Origin of the sequence: Agarivorans albus, from assembly GCF_019670105.1 — a bacterium.
GTDB classification, from domain to species: Bacteria; Pseudomonadota; Gammaproteobacteria; order Enterobacterales; family Celerinatantimonadaceae; genus Agarivorans; species Agarivorans albus.
Genome location: NZ_AP023032.1, coordinates 3140451 through 3159272 on the forward strand (window position 1 = coordinate 3140451; position 18822 = coordinate 3159272).

Annotated in this window: 18 protein-coding genes and 7 tRNA genes; 22 read left to right on the forward strand and 3 right to left on the reverse strand. The window is 45.5% G+C overall.

The genetic code is table 11. From position 1 onward, the window contains the following. Nucleotides 1–15 precede the first annotated feature (15 nt). The 13 genes from lolB (at nt 16) to K5620_RS14225 (ending at nt 6358) form a co-directional block, all read left to right on the forward strand. Nucleotides 16–609, forward strand: a complete 594-nt coding sequence (gene lolB / locus K5620_RS14165; RefSeq protein WP_016402179.1) for a lipoprotein insertase outer membrane protein LolB — start codon at nt 16–18, stop codon at nt 607–609. Next, nucleotides 590–1468: a 4-(cytidine 5'-diphospho)-2-C-methyl-D-erythritol kinase gene (gene ispE, locus K5620_RS14170; RefSeq protein ID WP_016402180.1), complete on the forward strand. Its 879-nt coding sequence runs from the start codon at nt 590–592 to the stop codon at nt 1466–1468. Before lolB ends, ispE begins: the two co-directional genes overlap by 20 nt. A gap of 68 nt (nt 1469–1536) precedes the next feature. Continuing rightward, a complete protein-coding gene (locus tag K5620_RS14175) occupies nt 1537–2478 on the forward strand; it encodes a ribose-phosphate pyrophosphokinase (protein ID WP_016402182.1) in 942 nt (313 codons plus the stop codon). 205 nt (nt 2479–2683) lie between these two features. Beyond that, on the forward strand, nt 2684–3307 hold the full coding sequence (locus K5620_RS14180) for a 50S ribosomal protein L25/general stress protein Ctc (RefSeq protein ID WP_016402183.1): 624 nt from the start codon (nt 2684–2686) through the stop codon (nt 3305–3307). Next, a complete protein-coding gene (pth, locus tag K5620_RS14185; RefSeq protein WP_016402184.1) occupies nt 3307–3897 on the forward strand; it encodes an aminoacyl-tRNA hydrolase in 591 nt (196 codons plus the stop codon). The genes K5620_RS14180 and pth overlap by 1 nt, the downstream gene beginning before the upstream one ends. Nucleotides 3898–3922: 25 nt before the next feature. Next, nucleotides 3923–5014: a redox-regulated ATPase YchF gene (gene ychF, locus K5620_RS14190; RefSeq protein WP_016402185.1), complete on the forward strand. Its 1092-nt coding sequence runs from the start codon at nt 3923–3925 to the stop codon at nt 5012–5014. Nucleotides 5015–5412: 398 nt separating this feature from the next. Next, a tRNA-Met gene (locus K5620_RS14195) sits at nt 5413–5489 on the forward strand. Nucleotides 5490–5524: 35 nt separating this feature from the next. After that, a tRNA-Leu gene (locus K5620_RS14200) sits at nt 5525–5609 on the forward strand. Nucleotides 5610–5646: 37 nt separating this feature from the next. Beyond that, a tRNA-Gln gene (locus K5620_RS14205) sits at nt 5647–5721 on the forward strand. A gap of 122 nt (nt 5722–5843) precedes the next feature. Beyond that, nucleotides 5844–5918 (forward strand) — tRNA-Gln (locus K5620_RS14210). Nucleotides 5919–6061: 143 nt separating this feature from the next. After that, nucleotides 6062–6138: transfer RNA gene (locus K5620_RS14215), tRNA-Met, on the forward strand. Nucleotides 6139–6160: 22 nt separating this feature from the next. Beyond that, nucleotides 6161–6245 (forward strand) — tRNA-Leu (locus tag K5620_RS14220). Between the two features lie 38 nt (nt 6246–6283). Continuing rightward, a tRNA-Gln gene (locus tag K5620_RS14225) sits at nt 6284–6358 on the forward strand. A gap of 105 nt (nt 6359–6463) precedes the next feature. On the opposite strand, the gene K5620_RS14230 is transcribed toward K5620_RS14225, so the two are convergent. After that, nucleotides 6464–7621, reverse strand: a complete 1158-nt coding sequence (locus tag K5620_RS14230; RefSeq protein WP_016402187.1) for an FAD-dependent monooxygenase — start codon at nt 7619–7621, stop codon at nt 6464–6466. Next, nucleotides 7608–7877, reverse strand: a complete 270-nt coding sequence (locus tag K5620_RS14235) for a hypothetical protein (RefSeq protein WP_215426421.1) — start codon at nt 7875–7877, stop codon at nt 7608–7610. The genes K5620_RS14230 and K5620_RS14235 overlap by 14 nt, the downstream gene beginning before the upstream one ends. On the opposite strand from K5620_RS14235, the gene miaB reads away from it, so the two are divergent. The 5 genes from miaB to lnt are packed head-to-tail and all read left to right on the forward strand — an operon-like array spanning nt 7839 to nt 13310. After that, nucleotides 7839–9266 carry a tRNA (N6-isopentenyl adenosine(37)-C2)-methylthiotransferase MiaB gene (gene miaB, locus K5620_RS14240; protein ID WP_040307283.1) on the forward strand — a complete coding sequence of 476 codons (1428 nt, stop codon included), beginning with the start codon at nt 7839–7841 and terminating at the stop codon, nt 9264–9266. The genes K5620_RS14235 and miaB overlap by 39 nt on opposite strands. A gap of 57 nt (nt 9267–9323) precedes the next feature. Continuing rightward, nucleotides 9324–10385, forward strand: coding sequence for a PhoH family protein (locus tag K5620_RS14245; protein ID WP_016402189.1), 1062 nt, complete (start codon nt 9324–9326; stop codon nt 10383–10385). A 2-nt stretch (nt 10386–10387) separates the two neighbouring features. Further along, on the forward strand, nt 10388–10834 hold the full coding sequence (gene ybeY / locus K5620_RS14250; RefSeq protein WP_016402190.1) for an rRNA maturation RNase YbeY: 447 nt from the start codon (nt 10388–10390) through the stop codon (nt 10832–10834). Between the two features lie 37 nt (nt 10835–10871). After that, nucleotides 10872–11756 (forward strand): CNNM family magnesium/cobalt transport protein CorC, encoded by an 885-nt coding sequence (gene corC, locus K5620_RS14255; protein WP_016402191.1) that lies wholly within the window; start codon nt 10872–10874, stop codon nt 11754–11756. After that, entirely contained in the window at nt 11757–13310 is a 1554-nt protein-coding gene (gene lnt / locus K5620_RS14260; RefSeq protein ID WP_016402192.1) for an apolipoprotein N-acyltransferase, read from the forward strand. A 43-nt stretch (nt 13311–13353) separates the two neighbouring features. Here the strand turns inward: lnt and K5620_RS14265 are convergent, their stop codons facing one another. Continuing rightward, on the reverse strand, nt 13354–13848 hold the full coding sequence (locus tag K5620_RS14265; protein ID WP_016402193.1) for a zinc ribbon-containing protein: 495 nt from the start codon (nt 13846–13848) through the stop codon (nt 13354–13356). Nucleotides 13849–14021: 173 nt separating this feature from the next. On the opposite strand from K5620_RS14265, the gene leuS reads away from it, so the two are divergent. From leuS to nadD, 4 genes are read left to right on the forward strand one after another with little or no spacing between them, the layout of a single operon-like run. Beyond that, complete coding sequence (leuS, locus tag K5620_RS14270; RefSeq protein WP_016402194.1) at nt 14022–16601, forward strand: leucine--tRNA ligase; 2580 nt, start codon at nt 14022–14024, stop codon at nt 16599–16601. Nucleotides 16602–16646: 45 nt separating this feature from the next. After that, a complete protein-coding gene (locus K5620_RS14275) occupies nt 16647–17141 on the forward strand; it encodes an LPS-assembly lipoprotein LptE (protein ID WP_016402195.1) in 495 nt (164 codons plus the stop codon). A 1-nt stretch (nt 17142) separates the two neighbouring features. Beyond that, nucleotides 17143–18153 (forward strand): DNA polymerase III subunit delta, encoded by a 1011-nt coding sequence (holA, locus tag K5620_RS14280; protein WP_016402196.1) that lies wholly within the window; start codon nt 17143–17145, stop codon nt 18151–18153. Further along, nucleotides 18146–18787, forward strand: a complete 642-nt coding sequence (nadD, locus tag K5620_RS14285; RefSeq protein WP_016402197.1) for a nicotinate-nucleotide adenylyltransferase — start codon at nt 18146–18148, stop codon at nt 18785–18787. The genes holA and nadD overlap by 8 nt, the downstream gene beginning before the upstream one ends. Nucleotides 18788–18822: the final 35 nt, after the last annotated feature.

Sequence of the window (18822 nt, forward strand, 5' to 3'; positions counted from 1 at the left end):
ACAATCGGAATTGCTGTGCGTCATCTAGCTGCTCTATTCATTTTGGTACTTGGCCTTAGCGCATGTACTTCTCCTCCGCCTATTACTACGCAAAACAGTGAATGGGACCAGCACCTAAGCGAACTTCAACAGATAAAAAATTGGCAACTTAGTGGCAAAATAGCCTTTATCAATGACAATGAAAGGCAAGCCGCTAACCTATTCTGGCAACAAAACAACAATAAAAGTGTACTGCGTATTAATGGGCCACTTGGCATGCAAGGCATCGAGTTGCACTACCAGCCAGGTAAAGTATGGGTAAAAACCAAAGATGAAGAGTACCAGGGCAGCGATGCGCAATTGTTAGTTTACCGTTTAACCGGTTGGCAAGTACCGGTAGAGCAGCTGCCTTCTTGGTTGCTTGGCATTCCAACTCAAAATGATTACCAGCTTAATGCTCAAAACCGTTTAGCCGAATTCACCACCGAAGAGCAATGGCAGATTGATTACTTAAACTATGGGCAATATAACCAACATACCCTGCCCCGTCAGCTAACACTTCGCTCGGCCGACAACTTACTAAAACTGAATATTCACAAATGGCAAATTAATGACTCAACACCCCATTAGCGGTCCTTGGCTTTCACCAGCTAAGTTAAACCTGTTTCTATACATCACAGGTCAGCGCGACAATGGCTACCATGATTTACAAACCCTGTTTCAATTCATTGACTGTTGTGACCAGCTTTATTTTCAGCTAACAGACGATGGCGTAATTAATTTAGAAAGCCAACTAGATTTCCCAGCCGAAGATAACTTAATTGTAAAAGCTGCGCGTTTGCTACAGCAATACTGCGCTGTTAGCCGAGGCGTCAATATTAAACTAGACAAACAACTGCCCATGGGCGGTGGTATTGGTGGTGGCTCTTCAAATGCTGCAACGGCCTTATTGGTGCTAAACCGCTTATGGCAATGCGATTTGAGCTTAACCGAGTTAGCCCAGCTAGGTTTGCAACTTGGCGCCGATGTGCCTATTTTTATTCATGGCCATAGTGCATTTGCCGAAGGTGTAGGAGAGCAAATTCAAGCAGTAGACATTGATGATCCTTGGTACGTTGTTTTGCATCCCGATGTACATGTTTCTACGCAAAGTGTATTTGGTCACCCAGAGTTGCCAAGAAACACGCCTAAAAGAACATGGCAGCAGCTTTTGAACGATAATTGGCAAAATGATTGCCAAGAAATTGTGGCTAAAGTTTATCCGGAGGTTGCACAAGCTCTTAGCTGGTTGGTAGAATACGCGCCGTCGAGGATGACAGGAACAGGTTCATGTGTTTTTGCCGCCTTTGCAACAGAGCGTGAAGCCTTGTCAGTGCTGAATAAACGCCCTAAAAACATTTCTGGTTTTGTGTGTAAAGCCTGTAACCAATCGCCGCTTCATCGGCAGTTGGCTAACGAAAAAACACTCTTAAACACAGCAGGTTTTTAAGAAATTTCATTCTTTCAAACTTAAAAAACGTAACGCTCTTTTGACCCGATAAATCTGAGGTTTCCATCGTGCCAGACATGAAACTCTTCGCCGGTAACGCCACGCCCGAACTTGCCCAGCGTATTGCTGACCGCCTCTATACCACCCTAGGTGATATTTCAGTAGGTAGATTCAGTGATGGCGAGATTAGTGTACAAATCAATGAAAACGTTCGTGGTGGAGACATCTTTGTTGTCCAATCCACTTGCGCTCCAACAAACGACAACGTGATGGAGCTGATTGTTATCGTTGATGCTCTACGTCGTGCCTCTGCGGGTCGTATTACTGCAGTAATCCCTTACTTTGGCTACGCTCGTCAAGACCGTCGCCCACGCAGCGCGCGTGTGCCAATTACCGCAAAAGTAGTGGCAGATTTCCTATCAAGTGTAGGTGTTGACCGCGTACTAACTGTTGATCTTCATGCTGAGCAAATTCAAGGCTTTTTCGACGTACCAGTTGATAACGCTTTTGGTAGCCCAGTATTACTACAAGACATGCTAGACAAGAACCTAGAGTCTCCAGTAGTTGTATCACCAGACATCGGCGGTGTTGTACGTGCGCGTGCAGTAGCTAAAATGCTAAACGACAGCGACTTAGCGATTATCGACAAACGTCGTCCTCGCGCTAACGTGGCTCAAGTTATGAACATTATTGGCGATGTTGATGGCCGTGACTGCATCATGGTTGATGACATGATCGATACTGGTGGCACACTTTGTCAGGCAGCTGCAGCACTTAAAGCAAAAGGCGCTAAGCGCGTATTTGCTTATGCTACTCACCCAGTATTTTCTGGTAATGCTGCAAACAATATTACCGAATCAGCACTAGATGAAGTGATTATCACTGACTCTATTCCGCTAACTGAAGAAATGCGTAATGTTGAGAAAGTTCGTCAATTGTCGCTTGCACCAATGCTAGCAGAAGCCATTCGTCGCGTAAGTAACGAAGAGTCTATCTCTGCAATGTTCTAAGTAGCATTAGACAAAGAATCTTAAAAAGCGCGGTAATGTGAATTACCGCGCTTTTTTATTGGCTTTCAAAAACGTCAATGGTAGAATGCCGCGCCTTTTGAATTGAAGTGGCTAGGTGTTACTCACTTTAACGCTGATTCAACGAGGTACTGGTTAGAGTTTGGTCGCGAAACTTTAGCCTCATTTTATTATTTGGAGAAACACAATGTCTAACATTAAACTTGACGCTGAACTGCGTACAGACCTAGGGAAAGGTGCGAGCCGCCGCCTACGTCACGAAGAGAAAGTTCCTGCTATCGTTTACGGTGCTGGTCAACAACCTGTATCAATCACTCTTGAGCAACGTCACGTGATGAAAGCTCAAGAAGCTGAAGCATTTTACTCAAGCATCATTACTTTAAGTGTTGCTGGTGAAGCAGTAGACGTATTAGTAAAAGACATGCAGCGTCATGCATACAAGCCACGTGTTCAACACATCGATTTCCAACGTGTTGATAACACTAAAGCTATCCACAAAGCTGTACCTCTGCACTTCCTAAACGAAGATTCTGCAGAAGCAGTTAAAAACGGTGGTAAAGTACATCACTTAGCTACTGAGATCGAAGTTAGCTGTCTAGCTAAAGATCTACCTGAGTACATTGAAGTGGACGTAGCTAACCTAGAACTAGGTAGCTCACTACACATTTCAGATATCGCTCTACCTGAAGGCGTTACCTCTGTTGAGTTAGCTAAAGGTGAAGATCACGACCAAGCAGTAGTATCTATTACTACTCCTAAGGGTACATCTGAAGAAGCTTCTGATTCTGAAGAAGAAGCTACTGAAGAATAGTGATAAACGATATTCGTTTACTCGTGGGCCTGGGTAATCCAGGCCCCGAATATGCAGCCACCCGCCATAACGCTGGCGCATGGTTAGTCACTCAGCTAGCCAACAATCATCACGTCCAACTAAAACCAGATAGCAAACATTTCGGATTAACCGGCCGCATTCAAATGGCGGGTCAAGAAATGCGTTTGTTAATTCCTACAACGTTTATGAATCTTAGTGGCAAGTCTGTCGCTTCTTTAGCCAAATTCTATCGCATTGAACTTGAGCAGATTATGGTTGCTCATGATGAACTCGATTTACCACCTGGCGTAGCTCGCTTTAAAAAAGGTGGTGGGCATGGCGGCCACAACGGTCTGCGCGATATCATCAGCAAATTTGGCAACAATAAAGATTTTCATCGTTTGCGGATAGGTATTGGACACCCCGGTCATAAAGACCGTGTTTCTGGGTTTGTTCTAGGTAAAGCGCCTAAGAACGAACAACTACTGATTGATGATGCAATTGATGAGGCGGTACGCAGTACCGATGTTTTGCTTAAAGATGGTTTAAGCAAAGCAATGAATCGATTACACAGTTACAAAGCGGGCTAAGCCCCTTACACAAATAGGTATTATTATGGGATTTAAATGTGGCATCGTTGGTTTGCCAAACGTAGGCAAGTCGACCCTTTTTAACGCTCTGACGCAAGCCGGCATTGAAGCTGCTAACTTTCCATTTTGTACTATTGAGCCAAACACCGGCGTAGTACCGGTTCCTGATGAGCGCCTAGACGCCCTAGCAGCCATTGTTAACCCACAGCGTATTCTTCCAACCACCATGGAATTTGTGGACATTGCAGGTTTGGTTGCCGGCGCTTCTAAAGGTGAAGGCTTAGGTAATAAATTCTTAGCTAATATTCGTGAAACCGACGCGATTGGCCATGTTGTTCGTTGTTTTGAAAACGACAACATCGTTCACGTGTCTGGCAAGGTTGATCCTGCAGAAGACATCGACACCATTAACACCGAGTTAGCGTTATCTGATTTAGATACCTGCGAAAAAGCGCAAATCCGCGTTGCTAAGAAAGCCAAAGGTGGCGATAAAGATGCCAAATTTGAAGCAGAAGTATTAGTAAAAGTACAAGCGCATTTAGAAGCAGACTTAATGCTACGTAGCTTAGAGTTAAGCAAAGAAGAAAAAGCGGCCATTGCTTACATGAACTTCTTAACTGCTAAGCCAACCATGTACATTGCAAACGTAAATGACGATGGTTTCGAGAACAATCCTTACTTAGACAAAGTAAAAGAGATTGCAGCAAGCGAAAACGCAGTAGTAGTAGCCGTTTGTGCTGAAATTGAAGGCGAAATTGCCGAGCTTGACGCCGAAGAAAAAGCCGAATTCATGGAAGAAATGGGCCTAGAAGAACCAGGTCTAAACCGGGTAATTCGCGCAGGTTACGAACTACTAGACTTACAAACCTACTTTACTGCGGGTGTAAAAGAAGTTCGCGCTTGGACCGTACCCGTTGGTGCTACAGGCCCGCAAGCAGCCGGTAAAATCCATACCGATTTTGAGAAAGGCTATATTCGCGCAGAAGTGGTTGGTTACGACGACTACATTGAGCACCAAGGTGAAGCCGGCGCTAAAACAGCGGGTAAATGGCGCCAAGAAGGTAAAACTTACGTAGTAAAAGACGGTGATGTGATTCACTTCTTATTTAACGTATAAACCTTATCTGTAAACCCAAAAAGCCAACGTTAAGTTGGCTTTTTTTGTATCTGCAATTCAGGTTTAGCAAAAACGCTTTTAACAGTTTAACCGCCACTCACGCCAAATTAAGCTCTAAACAAAAGCGTTAAAGCATCTCCAAAAGATAGTTTTTAGGCTTATTCACTCTATTATTAGCAACAGCTAATTAGCGCCCCCTAAAAAACCATTAGGCCAAAGCGAGCAAGTAACAGTCAATTGCGCACAAAGCAAACAGCAGAAATGAGCAAACTAAGTGCATCGCGTACACAAACTGCGCAAACAAACTTTTTTGCCGTTTTTTGGCAAAAAAACGGTTGACGCTGTTGGGTCTCATCAGCATAATACGCCCCGTTCTCAACGCAAAGCGTAGAAAACAAGGCTATGTAGCTCAGCTGGTTAGAGCACAGCACTCATAATGCTGGGGTCGCAGGTTCAAGTCCCGCCATAGCCACCATTACTGTATACTGCTAAAGTTACAGTAAGAAATTTGCGGAAGTGGCGGAATTGGTAGACGCGCTAGATTTAGGTTCTAGTATCGCAAGGTGTGAGAGTTCAAGTCTCTCCTTCCGCACCATTCTTCTTTTTAGAAGAAACCAATAGTAAGACCCTGCAGGGATATCGCCAAGCGGTAAGGCAGCGGCTTTTGATGCCGCCATTCGTTGGTTCAAATCCAGCTATCCCTGCCACATTTTAAGGCTTGAGTTTAGTAACTTGAGTTAAGCAGCAAGAACCATGATTCTTGGTTGCAGTCTAAACCTTAGGTTTAGACACTCGAAACATCGGTAAGCTTGTTTCGAAAAGTTTCTGCAGGGATATCGCCAAGCGGTAAGGCAGCGGCTTTTGATGCCGCCATTCGTTGGTTCAAATCCAGCTATCCCTGCCACTTTTATTGTGCTCAGGTTTACCTGAGAATGCAGTAACTGAATAGGGCAATGTGCCCAGGTAAGACAGTAAAAGCTATGTTGTTGACTAGTATTTGCTTGCCCTGCCGATAAATTTGTAAGTTCACATTGTGAAATTGCAGATGGCTATGTAGCTCAGCTGGTTAGAGCACAGCACTCATAATGCTGGGGTCGCAGGTTCAAGTCCCGCCATAGCCACCATTAGTTTTAAGAAGTATTTCGTGCGGAAGTGGCGGAATTGGTAGACGCGCTAGATTTAGGTTCTAGTATCGCAAGGTGTGAGAGTTCAAGTCTCTCCTTCCGCACCATTCTTCTCTAATGAAGAATCCAGTTCAAAGAGTTTTGTAGGGATATCGCCAAGCGGTAAGGCAGCGGCTTTTGATGCCGCCATTCGTTGGTTCAAATCCAGCTATCCCTGCCACCTTGAAAGGCCTGCTTTTTAGCAGGCCTTTTTCTTTCTGCCTTTCAAACAATAAAAAACCTGCTTAAAGCAGGCTCATTCAATGTTAGCGAATAAACAATAGCGCTACTGCAAATCTCCTAGAGCATATTTGAGTGCCCAGTCTTTTACTGGGCCCGCCTGTTGTACGCTTTTAATTGCAAACTTTCGAATGGCCTGCAGCGGCGGTAAACTGTTTGAGAACATTAAGTAAAACAAATCCATGCCGCTTTGCATAAGGTGATTATCCGGTTTACGGCGTACTTCAAAGCGACGTAATGCCTTTTGTTTATCCGCCATGCCATAGCGCTCGAATTGTTCCAACAAGCACTTCACGTCGCGATAACCAAGGTTCACCCCCTGCCCTGCTAATGGGTTAATAGTATGAGCGGCATCGCCAATCACCACTGCACTATGTTTTACATAACGATCTACGTGGCGTCGAGTTAACGGAAAACTGGCGCTATCTAATATTTCAATATCACCCGGTAAAGCTGGAAACTCTGATTCGATGCGTTGCTTTAGCTGCACTTTGTTAAGCTGCTTGAGGCCTTGAATAGTGGCTTTAGCGTCATACCAAATAAGGGCAGCGTGTTGATCTGCCAGTGGTAACAATGCTCGAGGGCCAGTAGGATAAAACTGTTGCCAAGTAGCCGTTTGCTGAGTCGCATCTAGCTTAACGTTAATGGCAAAGCAATCATGGCGATAATCCCAAGCGCTAATGCCTAAACCTAGCTGCTGGCGCATTTGAGAATTTGCACCGTCTGCGACTACCATCAAGCCAGCACTCACCGCTTTCCCATCAACATTAAGCTCTACACCTTGCGCGGTATTACTAACAAGTTGTACTTGCTTAACGATATTACGTGTTACGCCGACCTGCTCGTTGGCTTGCCATAAACCTAATTGGATAATGCGATTTTCTAGCATAAAACCTAATTCAGGCAAATCGAGTTGGGCTGAATCAAAAATCAGCTTATCTTTGGGGTCTTCCCACACTTGCAGTTGTTGGTAGGGGCACAAGCGCATAGCGCTAATGTGCGGCCAAGCTTGCAAGTGCTTAAGTAAATTAACGCTGGCTTGGCTAATTGCGCTTACGCGCAAGTCTATCGGCTGATTGATGTCAAAAGCGTTAGGCTCAAAAGACTCCAACATCAATACCGATAAGCCCTGCAAGGCAAAACCTTGCGCACTAGCCGCGCCAATCATACCGCCGCCAATTACCACAACATCAAATTTTTCCATGGTATTTCAATTTGTTCTCACTATTTTCTGCAGTGTAACCTGAAGCGATAAATGGATGCGAATCTTGAAATAAAAATTTGAGCGACAAAGCCCACACAACAGCACGCGGATGTTTTTTGACCTTTTTCCGGCAAACACCGTTATTGTTACTAGCAAGGCTTGCTATAAACCAGTAAAATACGCCTCCTTTTTTAACGATGTAATGATGAGTAAAACGATGGGAAATAAGCTGCATATAAAAACTTGGGGCTGCCAAATGAACGAGTACGATTCCTCGAAAATGGCCGACCTACTCGATGCAACCCATGGTTTTCAGCTTACTGAAGAAGCTGACGATGCCGACGTACTGTTGCTAAACACTTGCTCTATTCGCGAAAAAGCGCAGGAAAAAGTATTTCACCAGTTAGGTCGCTGGAAAACACTCAAGAATAAGAAACCAAACTTAGTGATTGGTGTAGGCGGCTGTGTAGCCTCGCAAGAAGGTAAAGCCATTCGTGAGCGCGCTCCTTACGTAGATATCGTGTTTGGCCCGCAAACCCTGCACCGCTTGCCGGAAATGATCAAACAAGTGAAAGGCGGCGAGAAGTCTGTAGTAGACGTAAGCTTCCCAGAAATCGAAAAGTTTGACCGTTTACCAGAGCCTCGAGCCGAAGGCGCAACCGCGTTTGTATCAATTATGGAAGGCTGTAGTAAATATTGTACCTTCTGTGTTGTGCCGTATACCCGTGGCGAAGAAGTAAGCCGCCCGCTTGACGATGTTCTATACGAAATCGCCTCGTTAGCCGAACAAGGGGTACGTGAAGTAAACCTGCTTGGGCAAAACGTTAATGCCTACCGCGGCCTTACTCACGACGACAACATTTGTACTTTTGCCGAACTACTACGTTACGTTGCTAGCATTAACGGCATCGACCGTATTCGCTTTACTACTAGCCACCCAATCGAATTTACCGACGATATTGTTGAGGTATATGCTGATACCCCTGAGCTAGTGAGCTTTTTACACCTACCTGTACAAAGTGGTGCCGACCGCATTCTTAACTTAATGAAGCGCGGCCACACTGCCATTGAGTACAAATCGATTATTCGCAAGCTACGTAAAGCCCGCCCCGACATCGAAATTAGCTCTGACTTCATTGTTGGCTACCCTGGTGAAACCCAAGATGATTTTGCCGATACCATGAAGCTTATCGAGCAAGTTAACTTTGATATGAGCTTTAGCTTTGTTTACAGCGCACGCCCAGGTACGCCAGCGGCAGACTTACCAGACGACGTAAGTGAAGAAGAGAAAAAACAACGCTTATATATTCTACAAGAGCGCATTAACCAACAAGCGATGCAAGTTAGCCGCCGTATGCTAGATACCGAGCAACGCATTTTGGTTGAAGGCCCTTCGAAGAAAAACCCAATGGAATTGCGTGGTCGCACTGAAAACAACCGCGTAGTGAACTTTGAAGGCAGCCATGACGTTATAGGTCAATTCGTTGATGTGAAAATTGTTGATGTGTTTGCTCACTCTTTGCGTGGTGAATTGCTAAGAACAGAACAACAAATGGAGTTGCGTAATGACGTTGCCCCTGCCACTATTATCGACAAAACCGATGGGCAAGCTGACCACCTAGGTGTGGCAAGCTTTACGCCTTAGTCGCCGATACGCTTTTAAGGAGTTGAGGCTGGCTACCATAGCCAGCCCGAAAACAATTTGAGTAATAAAATCAATTCTATTGAAATACATCTAGAGCCAGCCTCTAGCCCTCGCCTTGCCCAACTTTGCGGCCCACTTGATGACAACTTAAAGCAACTTGAACGCCGTTTAGGTGTAGAAATTAGTTACCGTAGTAACAATTTCCAAATTACTGGCCGCCATGGCATGTGTTTGATTGCCGGTAGCATTTTGCGTTCGCTATATGTTGAAACCGCGCCGCTAAAAGGTGGCGATATTCCAGAGCTAAGCCCAGAAAAGGTCCACTTAGCGATACAAGAGAGCCACGCACTCGAGCAAGACGAAGAAAATACTCAGCACTACGGTAAAGAATTAAACATTAAAACCAAACGGGGTGTAATTAAGCCGCGTACACCAAACCAAGCAAGTTATATTGGTAATATGCTTGGCCACGACGTAACCTTTGGTATTGGCCCTGCAGGTACCGGTAAAACCTATCTAGCAGTAGCTTGTGCAGTTGACGCCTTAGAGCGCCAAGAGGTACGCCGTATTTTGCTTACTCGCCCAGCGGTAGAAGCCGGTGAAAAACTGGGTTTTTTACCCGGTGACTTAAGCCAAAAAGTCGACCCTTACCTACGCCCACTTTACGATGCCTTGTTTGAAATGCTCGGCTTCGAAAAAGTAGAGCGCTTAATAGAACGCAATGTTATTGAAGTTGCTCCTTTAGCTTACATGCGTGGCCGTACTCTAAATGATGCCTACATCATTCTCGATGAAAGCCAGAATACCACGGTAGAACAAATGAAAATGTTCTTAACCCGCATTGGCTTTAACTCGCGTGCGGTGATTACCGGTGATATCACTCAAATTGACTTACCACGCCATCAAAAATCTGGCCTACGCCACGCCATTGAAGTACTGAGTGAGGTGCCAGCACTAAGCTTTAATTTCTTCCAAGCCGCTGACGTGGTTCGCCACCCCATTGTCGCCGCCATTGTAGAAGCTTACGAAGAACAAGATGAGCGCGACCGCATTGCCGAAGAAAAACAAAAGCAACGCCGCGAAGCTGCGCAAAAACTTAGCCAAAGTGGCGGAGAATAAACATGGCGGTTGTTGATTTACAAATCGCCACGGGTGATGAAGAAAATCTGCCAAGCATCAGTGCATTTGAAGCATGGTTGCATGCAACTTTGGTAGAACAAGACCATGATAGCGAAATTACCGTTCGCATTGTTGACGAAGCCGAAAGCCAAGCGTTAAATTCTCAATACCGTCATAAAGATAAACCAACCAACGTGTTATCTTTCCCATTTGAAGCGCCTCCGGGAGTAAGTTTGCCACTATTAGGTGACTTAGTGATATGCCGCCAAGTGGTAGAACGTGAAGCCGAAGAACAGGGAAAACCAGTGTTTGATCACTGGGCACACATGGTTGTACATGGAAGCCTTCATCTGCTAGGTTATGATCATATCGAGGATCAAGAAGCAGAAGAAATGGAAGCACTAGAAATCGCAGTGCTTACCAAATTAGGTATTAGTAACCCTTACTAATACCTGTTGAATAACTAACTAGGTAAAAAAGAAAGATATGAGCGACGACAACCCTCACTCTAGCAACGGTTCTGCTAAGAAAGGCTGGATAGATAAAATTGTTCAGCTGGTACAAGGAGAGCCGAAAAGCAAAGAGGAATTGGTAGAAGTAATTCAAGACGCCAATCAACGAGAACTGATCGACCAAAATACCCGAGAGATGATTGAAGGTGTGCTTGATGTATCAAGCCAGCGTGTAAGAGACATCATGATCCCTCGCTCGCAAATGGTAACCTTAGATGTTAGCCAAACCATTGCACAGATTTTACCAACGCTAACCGAAGCACGTCACTCTCGCTTTCCGGTTATCAACGAAGACAAAGACCACATTGAAGGCGTACTTCTCGCCAAAGATCTGCTCAAATTCGCTTTTACCGAAGAAGCATCAACCACGCCCCTTAGCGAAGTGATTCGCCCAGCAGTTGTAGTGCCAGAAAGTAAACGCATCGACAAACTGCTAAAAGAGTTTCGCAGCGAACGCTACCACATGGCCATTGTAGTTGATGAGTTTGGCGGTGTGTCCGGTCTGGTGACCATTGAAGATATACTTGAAATTATTGTGGGTGATATCGAAGACGAGTTTGCTAACGAAGAAGCCCTACAAGATGATATTCGCCGCATCAATGATAAAACCTTTGCGGTAAATGCCCTCACCGACATCGAAGATTTTAACCAATACTTTGGTTGCGAATTTAGCGACGAAGAAGTGGATACGATTGGTGGAATGGTGACTCACGCCTTTGGCCATTTACCTGGTCGGGGGGAATCAATTGAAATTGAAGGCTACCGCTTTAAGGTTCGCACCGCCGACCGCCGCCGCTTAGTGCAGCTACAGGTTAGCATACCGGAAGAGAAAGCCTTGCAATTAAGCATTCAAGAATAAATGAAACAAGTATTAACACCGCGGCTACGTTTGTTAGCCGCTTTTGTTTGTGGCCTTATCGCCCCCTTCGCCTTTGCTCCTTATGGCCTCTGGCCACTGATGCCTCTCTCACTATTAGGCTTATTGCTACTGTTAAAGCCAGAGCAGTCAGGCTTTAAACTGGGCTTTTGCTATGGCTTAGGCTGGTTTGGCTATGGCATTCACTGGGTGCACGTAAGCATGGCCGAGTTTGGCGGCATGCCTTTGATAGTTAGCCTTGCACTTATGGCGCTATTGGTTGCCTACCTTGCGTTGTACCCTGCCTTTTCCTGTTGGCTTGCAAACAAATGGCAAGGGCCGCGCCGGCTTACATTTTTCTTGCTGTGGTTTCCCGCCTGCTGGTTACTAGGTGAATGGTTGCGCAGCTGGGTGTTAACCGGCTTTCCTTGGTTGCAACCTGGTTACAGTCAAATAGATTCGCCATTATCAACTATTGCACCAGTGCTTGGCCTTTATGGGGTTACTTGGCTAGTGTTGTTAATTGCAGCATCGGCTGCACTTATCTTGGTTAATAAGGGAAAGGTTCGCTGGGTCGCTTGCCTAACAATTGCCTTACCGCTGGTACTGGGATTAACCTTTAAAGGGGTAAGCTGGACCCAAGCTCAGGACTCACTGAAAGTCGCATTGGTACAAGGCAATGTGCCTTTAGATATAAAATGGTTACCACAACATCGTGCAGCAAGCCTTGTTATGTACCAACAAGAAACCGCCGCGATAGAAGATGCCGATGTAATAGTTTGGCCCGAATCCGCTATCGCAGCCTTGGAATATGAAGTCATTGATTTCTTACATGACTTAGACGGTCAATTACTTAATAAACAACAAGCCTTAATCACTGGTGTTATTGCTCACGATTTACAAAACAACCAGTATTACAACGCGCTAATAACACTTGGCCAGCAAACGGAAGAAGCAGGTGCAAGCTCTGCCTATTACTACGAAAACCCTAATCGCTACTATAAAAATCACTTATTACCGATAGGTGAATTTGTGCCTTTTGAGCAATTGCTGCGCCCCTTAGCGCCGTTTTTCAATTTGCCAATGTCTTCGTTTAATCGCGGAGATGCTATGCAGCAGAACTTGGAAGTAAAAGGACATCAATGGCTAGCGGCAATTTGCTATGAAATCGCCTTTGGTGAATTGCTAAGACCACAATTTACGCCAGAGACCGACGCGATTATAACGGTCAGCAACGATGCTTGGTTTGGCACCTCTATTGGACCACAGCAGCATCTAGAGATTGCCCAAATGCGCGCCTTAGAATTTGGCCGGCCAGTAGTGCGCTCCACCAATACTGGGGTAACCGCAATAATCGACCGCTTTGGCAATATTCAGCAGCGTGCGCCTGAGTATCAACAGCTAACACTCACCGATGATGTTACCCCTGCTACGGGAATAACACCTTATCAACGCTTTGGCCTATGGCCTGTCGCATTAATCATGTTACTAGGTTTAGCCTCTGGCTTGGTACAACGGATCCGCCAGCGAAAGCTGCAACCTGCTGCCAACTATTAAACTAAGCATCAAAGCGCTGTTTTTATAAGCGCTTTGAGTTATCTCAAGCCTGCTGCTCACTAATAGGATGACGATAAAATCGCTTACCTTGGCAATGTTCGCAGCTACTAATAATGGTTGGGTGCCACAGTGCGGTTTTATCACCACATTCAGCGCACTCTATCACCCCTAAACCAATTAGCTCGCCGCTTTGATACACGCCTTGATGTTGCAGATCACCAATCAACTCATGCCACTCTACTTGGCTTTGGTCACTTAACTTAGCCAGCCAATACCATATGCTTTCTTTAAGCAGTGCCATTCCAGGGCTTTCGTCATAAGCGCGCTGGTAATCGGTTTTCCAGTCGCTTAAATCTCGACGAACGTAGTTAGCAATAAGCTGCCATTCATCTTGGCTTAAATCACTGGCAGCTTGTAAATACTCTTGCGTGGTATCAATTAGCTTAGACAGCTCTTCTTGACCCACTTCCCCACTTTCTTGAATGCGTTTTTCAAGGTCTTCCACAAAGGCTTGATAGGCTTTTACTCGCTTTGGCATAACTCACCCACAGTCTAAAGTGCATTTACATTATTAAGCATAGACCTTTTGTTTCACTGCAAATGTGCGCTAGCTATTGTTGTCGGCAGGCGGACTCGGTATCCTATGCGGATCGAGTATGGTAGCAATAGGCTGCCTAATCCAAATTTGGTTCATTCTGGAAGATTCCATCAATGCAAGAGCAATACAATCCGCGTGATATTGAAACCAAAGTGCAACAGCACTGGGAGCAAGCGCAAACCTTTAAAGTTGTTGAACAGCCGGGTAAAGAGAAGTTTTACTGTCTGTCTATGTTCCCTTACCCAAGCGGCCGCCTGCATATGGGTCACGTGCGCAACTACACCATTGGTGATGTAGTCTCTCGCTACCAGCGCATGCAAGGTAAAAACGTTATGCAACCAATGGGTTGGGATGCATTTGGTCTTCCAGCAGAAAACGCAGCGATTAACAACAATACTGCGCCAGCTAAATGGACCTACGAGAATATCGAATACATGAAAACTCAGCTAAAGCAGTTGGGTTTTGGCTACGACTGGGACCGTGAACTGGCAACCTGTAAGCCAGATTACTACCGTTGGGAGCAATGGTTCTTCACTAAGCTTTACGAAAAAGGCTTAGTTTACAAAAAGATGGCCACGGTTAACTGGGATCCAGTAGACCAAACAGTATTAGCCAACGAACAAGTTATTGATGGCCGTGGCTGGCGTTCTGGCGCTTTAGTAGAGCAAAAAGAAATCCCTCAGTGGTTTATTAAAATCACCGATTACGCACAAGAGTTACTTGATGATCTCGACCAACTAGACGATTGGCCTGAGCAAGTAAAAACCATGCAGCGTAACTGGATTGGCCGTTCTGAAGGCGTAGAAATGCAGTTTGGTTTAGAGAACAGCAACGAGCAATTCTCTATTTACACCACCCGCCCAGACACCGTAATGGGTGTAACCTACGTAGGCGTAGCTGCGCAACATCCACTTGCTTTAGAAGCCGCTAAAACTAACCCCGAATTAGCCGCCTTCATCGAAGAATGCAAAAACAACAAAGTGGCCGAAGCCGATATGGCGACCATGGAGAAGAAAGGCATGGCCACCGGCCTGAATGCCGTTCATCCTCTAACCGGTAAGCTAGTACCAATTTGGGTCGCTAACTTTGTATTAATGGGTTACGGCTCTGGCGCAGTAATGGCCGTGCCAGCACACGACCAACGTGATTTCGAATTTGCTCAAGCTTACGGTTTAGACATTGTAGGTGTGATTAAGCCAAGCGATGCCGAGCTAGACTTATCAGAGCAAGCATTCACCGAGAAAGGCGTATTGTTTAACTCGGGTGAATTTGACGGCTTAGAATTTAAAGCCGCCTTTGATGCCGTTGCCGCCAAACTTGAATCCATTGGCAAAGGTAACAAACAAGTTAACTTCCGCCTACGCGATTGGGGCGTAAGCCGCCAGCGTTACTGGGGCACACCAATCCCAATGCTAAACCTAGCTAACGGTGATGTTGTGCCAGTGCCAGAAGACCAACTACCGGTTGTTCTTCCTGAAGATGTGGTGATGAATGGCGTAACCTCGCCAATTAAAGCCGATCCAGAGTGGGCAAAAACTGAATTTGAAGGTCAAGAAGCCTTCCACGAAACCGATACTTTCGACACCTTCATGGAATCTAGCTGGTACTACGCGCGTTACTGTAGTGCTAACAACGAAGACATGATGTTAGACCCAGAGCAAGCAAACTACTGGTTGCCGGTTGACCAATACATTGGTGGTATCGAGCACGCGATTTTGCACCTACTTTACGCACGTTTCTTCCACAAACTGTTGCGCGATACAGGCTTAGTGGATTCAGACGAACCGTTTAAACGCTTGCTTACTCAAGGCATGGTATTAGCCGATGCCTTCTACTACGAAGACGAGAAAGGCGGTAAGGTTTGGGTTTCTCCTGTTGATGCCATCACTGAGAAAGACGAAAAAGGCCGTATTACCAGTGCTAAAACTGCCGATGGCAAAGCACTTGTTTACGCCGGCATGAGTAAAATGTCGAAGTCAAAAAACAACGGCATCGACCCACAGGTAATGGTAGACAAATACGGTGCCGACACTGTGCGCTTGTTTATGATGTTTGCTGCTCCTGCCGAGCAAACACTTGAGTGGCAAGACAGCGCAGTAGAAGGCTCATTACGCTTCCTACGTCGTGTTTGGAAACTCGCCTACGACCACGTTAATGCTGGCAAAACACCAGAGCTTGATGTTGCAAGCTTAAGCGCAGCACAAAAAGATCTACGTCGTGAAGTGCATAAAACCATCGCTAAAGTGAGTGATGATGTTGGTCGTCGTCAAACCTTTAACACTGCCATTGCAGCGATTATGGAGTTGATGAACAAACTCACTAAAGCTGATCAAAGTGATGCCAATAACCGCGCAGTAACCCGTGAAGCGATTAATGCAGTGGTACTAATGCTATCGCCTATAACGCCGCACATCTGTGATCAGTTATGGACACTACTAGGCAACGAAGGTGACATTGATACAGCGGCTTGGCCAAGCGCAGATGAAAAAGCCATGGTAGAAGACAGCAAACTCATTGTTGTGCAAGTAAACGGCAAGCTACGCGCTAAACTTACTGTGGCTGCAGATGCAGACCAAGAGGCAGTTCAAGCGCTAGCAATGGGCGACGAAAATGTCGCTAAGTTTGTTGACGGAAAAACCGTACGCAAAGTGATTTATGTTGCAGGTAAACTGCTTAACATTGTTGCTAACTAAGTTATACGGCGGGCTAACACCCGCCGTTTTTTACTACGAGAAAGCATGACTTTAACAACCATTCGTTTCGCCGTTATTGCCTTAGCCATTAGCCTAATTTCGGCCTGTGGTTTTGCACCACGTGGCAGCTATTTGTTAGATGAGAAACTCACTCAAATCTACGTATCTTCAAGTGATGAATTTAGCCCACTAGTTCGTGAGCTAAAACGTCAACTAGCACAAAACAATGTCGCAGTATTTGAGTTTCCTGAAAGTGGCATTCCAACCCTGCACCTAAGAGGCGAAGATATTAGCAAGCGCACGCTATCGCTATTCGAAAACGGTCAGGTCGCAGAATACGAGTTAAGTTATCAAGTGGGCGGTTATTTGCAAATTGCCGACCAAGGCAACTTCCCAATTAATGTACAACTCCACCGAGACTTCCAAGATAACCCCTTAGCAGCGCTAGCAAAGCAACGTGAGCGGGAGCTATTGTACGACGAGTTACGGGTAATGGCTGCAGACCAAATTATGCGTCAATTGGCTACGGTTAGTTGGTAATATGCGCATCTACGCTGACCGTCTGTCACAGCAAAATGCCGCAAACTACAGCTGCTATTTAATAGCAGGTGAAGAACCGCTGATTAAGATTGAAACTATCGACAGCATTCGCCACCAATTGCAACAACAAGGTTTGGCTGAAGAACGCTTAAAGTTCACCTTTGATGCAGACTTTCAATGGCCAGATATTTTTGATGCAATGTCTGAGCTGTCGCTGTTTAGCCAGTATCGTTTAATTGAACTGCAACTTGATCGGGTACCCGACAAAGCCATTCAAAATCAGCTTGATGAACTACTCCAGTTGCTCAACCCTGAGACTCGATTTTTGCTCAGTGTGCCTAAGTTAACCAAAGCCAATGAAAAGCAAAATTGGTACAAGCTTTTTGACCAACAAGGCTTAGTGGTAATGATTTATCCACCAGAAGGTGGACAATTGCACACTTGGGTAAGGCAACGTTTAAGCCAACAGAAACTGCCCGCCGATAACGACCTAATAGCCTTATTACTGCATTATTACGAAGGGAACTTACTCGCGCTTAGCCAGGCAATATCAACCATTGCATTACGCTGGGGGCAGCAACTTCCTTCGTTAAAAGAAATTGAAGCGGGCTTGTCACATGCCAATCATTTCTCTAGTTTTCAATTGGTCGATGCCCTATTAGGCGGTGACTTTCAGCGCAGCTTATTAATCATTAAGCAGCTGCAACTTGAGGGCGAAGAGCCAACCTTAATCAATTGGGGCTTAGACAAAGAGTTTAAGTTGCTACAGCTTTTGCAAGAGCAGCCTTCTAGCCACCATTCCAGCTTATTTAAGCAGCACGGCGTTTGGAATAAGCGCCAAGGCTTAGTGAGTAGCGCAGCAAAACGCTATAGCCCACAACAAGTTAACGCTGCGCGTATGCAAGTTGCCGAAATAGACAAAGCCATTAAGCAATTTACCGGTGACCATGCTTGGCACCAATTAGAACGCTTAGTATTTGAACTGGCATCACCAGCGGTAAAACATGCTTAAGCTGTTTTTTGGCGGCTCATTTGACCCTATTCACCTTGGACACGTTATCAGTGCTCAGCAATTGCTAGCTACCACACATGCTGCCGACATAACGCTGCTGCCCAATGCCTTATCACCGCTTAAAGAGAAGCAATTTAGTACCGCACAACATCGCCAACAATTGCTAGAGCTAGCACTCAGTGATTATCCTCAGCTTAAGCTAGACTGGCGCGAAGTTGCTAGAGGCGGCCACTCTTATACCTGCGATACCCTTAAACAACTCGCTAATGAATACCCAAATCAGCCGCTTGGCTTTGTGATGGGTTTAGATTCATTCAACCATTTAGATAAATGGCGTGAATGGCAAACGCTTTGCGACTACGCTCATTTGATCGTGATTGCCCGTCCCGGTTACCACTTACAACTCTCAGAGCAGCTAAACCAGTGGCTTGAAACCAAGTTATGCAAAGATGTTAGTGAGCTAAGCGCTCACAACAATGGCAAAGTATACTTTTGTCAGCTGCAAAAAATGGATATGTCTTCGAGCGAGATCCGCCAGCACTTGCAAAACCAAGCAAACCCAGACTTGCTGAAAAATCAGTTATCTGAAAAAGTCCTTAGCTATATTCTTCAACATAAGCTTTACGGCGCTTAACCTAGCCAGACAGAGCGTGATATACTTATCTTTTA